At 40.0% G+C, this 2,508-nt stretch carries 1 protein-coding gene; it reads left to right on the forward strand.

Translation table 11 applies throughout. The features are described 5' to 3' along the window. Positions 1-46 precede the first annotated feature (46 nt). Positions 47-2,508, forward strand: a 2,462-nt coding sequence (locus tag HT669_RS09640) for a cell wall-binding protein (protein WP_172933694.1), incomplete at its 3' end; no start/stop codon positions are given.

Here is a 2,508-nt window from a genome sequence, read left to right on the forward strand (position 1 = left end):
TCAGGTGATTCAGGTGATTAAAAATAATAATAAAGAGGTGACCTAAATGGGGAAGAAAAAGATGATTTTTGCTAGCCTAGCCAGTGCGGTAGTTTTAGGGGCTAGTCTTACTAGCGTTCAGCAATTGGCTGTAAAAGCTGATGAATCAAATACTACTAACACTAGCAAAGCATCCGAAAAATCTAAAAAGGATCTTGAAAAAGCGGAAGAAGCTAGAAAAGAAGCTGAAGCTAAAGTTGCTGAACTACAGAAAAAAGTAGAGGAAGCGAAAGCCAAAGCTGAAGAAGCTACTAAGAAAGCGAAATCCGAAGCAGATGAGGCTAAAGCTGCAGATGAGGCAAAAGCAAAAGCTGAAAAAGCTAAACAGGCTGCTGATGCTGAGCTAGCTGCTGCTAAAAAGGAAGAAGCTGAAGCTAAAGAAGCAGTGATGAAGGCGTTGACAGAACTTGAAAAGGCTGCAGAAGATAAAATTAATGCTAACGATGAGATTAAGGACAAAGCAGCAGCTATTAAAAAAGCAAAAGAGAGAATCGGTAAAGAAGATTTACTGAAAGCGATTGAAAATGGTCAAATCAAGGCTAGTGATGTTGTGAAGGAATTGCCAACAAAGGAAGATGAAAATCCAGTTATTACTAGCAAAGACTCTTCTCTTCCTGAAGAGATAAAAGCTAAAATCCAAAAAGCCCAGGAGGCTGATGCCAAACGTCCACAATCCGAAAAACTGCAAGACAAGGCGGATCAATTGGGGGATGAAATTGACTCTCTAACCAAGCAAGCTAATAAGGCCAAAGCCGAAGCTGAGAAAAAAGCTGCAACTCTGGTAGAAGAGGAGAAAAAACTAGAAGAAGCGAAAGCAGCTCATGAAGCGGCACAAGCTGAATTTGAAAAGGCTGCAGCACTGGCTGAGTCTTATAAAGATGATATTAATACTCGTGTTGACGACTTCAATGAAACTCTCAAAAAAGTAAAGGAAGCAAAAGCTAATGAACCAGAGACTTTGCTTAAAGATGAACTTATTGATGCATTTACTCAATTAGAGAAGGCTGAAGAAGCTAAAATTAATGCAGATGACAGTATTGAGGACAAAGCAGCAGCTATCAAAGAAGCAAAAGAGAAAATCGGTAAGGAATATTTACTAAAAGCAATTGAAAATGGGGATATTTCACTAGAGGAGGTTTTGAACGAGTTACCAACAGAAGATGCTAAAACTACATCTAGCAGTGAGATGGTGGTTTATGAGAAAAATTCGCTTCCTGAAGATAAACAGACAGAAGTTGATAAAGCTGAAAAAGCATACGAAGCACGCCCAGAGTCAGAAAAACTGCAAGACAAGGCGGATCAATTGGGAGATGAGATTGATTCTCTAACTGAGCAAGCTAATAAACTTAAAGCTGACTTTGAGAAAAAAGCTAAAGAACTTGAAAATAAACAAAAGGATACAGAAGAATATAATAAAGCCAAAGCTGATCTTGATGAGAAATATGGAGTTCTTGAAGCTTATAAGGATGCGATTGACTCTCGTGTTGACAAACTCAAAGAGACTCTTCAGAAGATAGAAAACGTTAAGACCCCAGAAGAGAAAAAAGAAGATAAAGCCAAAGCTGATCTTGAAGCAGCCTTGACAGAGCTTGAAAAGGCTGCAGAAGCTAAAATTAGAGAAGATAAGAGTATTACTGATAAGGAAGCGGCTATTCAAGCAGCTAAAGCAGCAATCGGTAAGGAAGATTTACTAAAAGCAATTGAAAGTGGTGTCCTCAAAGTTAGTGAGGTTGTGAATGAGTTGCCAACAGAGGAGGAGAGCTCTGTCTCTGAGAACAGTAACAATACAGTTGGTAGTATTAGCACACTTCCTGAAGAATTGAAAAAGAAAATTGAGGAAGCCACAAAAGCAGACAAGGAACGTCCAGAGTCAGAAAAACTGCAAGACAAGGCGGATCAATTGGGAGATGAAATTGCCTCTCTAACCAAGCAAGCTAATAAGGCCAAAGCCGACCTTGAGCAAAAAGCTAAAGCTCTGGAGGAACAAAAAAGAAAACTCAAAGAAGCGGAAGCAGCTCGTGCAGCAGCAGAAGCTGAATTTAACCAGGCGGATGCCCTTGTTGGATCTTACGCAGAAGATATTAATTCTCGTGTTGATGACTTCAATAAGACCCTTGAAGAAGTAAAGGAAGCAAAAGCTAAGGAACCAGCTAAAACGGAAGAAGAAACTCCAGCTCAACCCCAAGAAGAAGCAGATGCTAGAATTGCGGAGTTAGAGCAAAAAGCAGCAGAATCTAAGAAAACAGCTGATGATGCGACTGCTAAGGCTGAAAAAGAAAATAATGAAGCAAGAGCAGCTGAAAATTCAAAAGCTGAAGCTGAACAAGCTCAAACAGCTGCTGAAGCTGAACTAGAGAAGGCTAAAGCTGAGGCTGAAAAAGCAAAAGCAAAAGTTGAAGAGCTTGAAAAAGCAGAAAAAGCTAATCAGGAACCAGCTCCAGAAGAACCAGCTAAACCAGCAGACGGTTC

Source organism: Streptococcus sp. 2100 (assembly GCF_013276335.1).
Classification (GTDB): domain Bacteria; phylum Bacillota; class Bacilli; order Lactobacillales; family Streptococcaceae; genus Streptococcus; species Streptococcus pseudopneumoniae.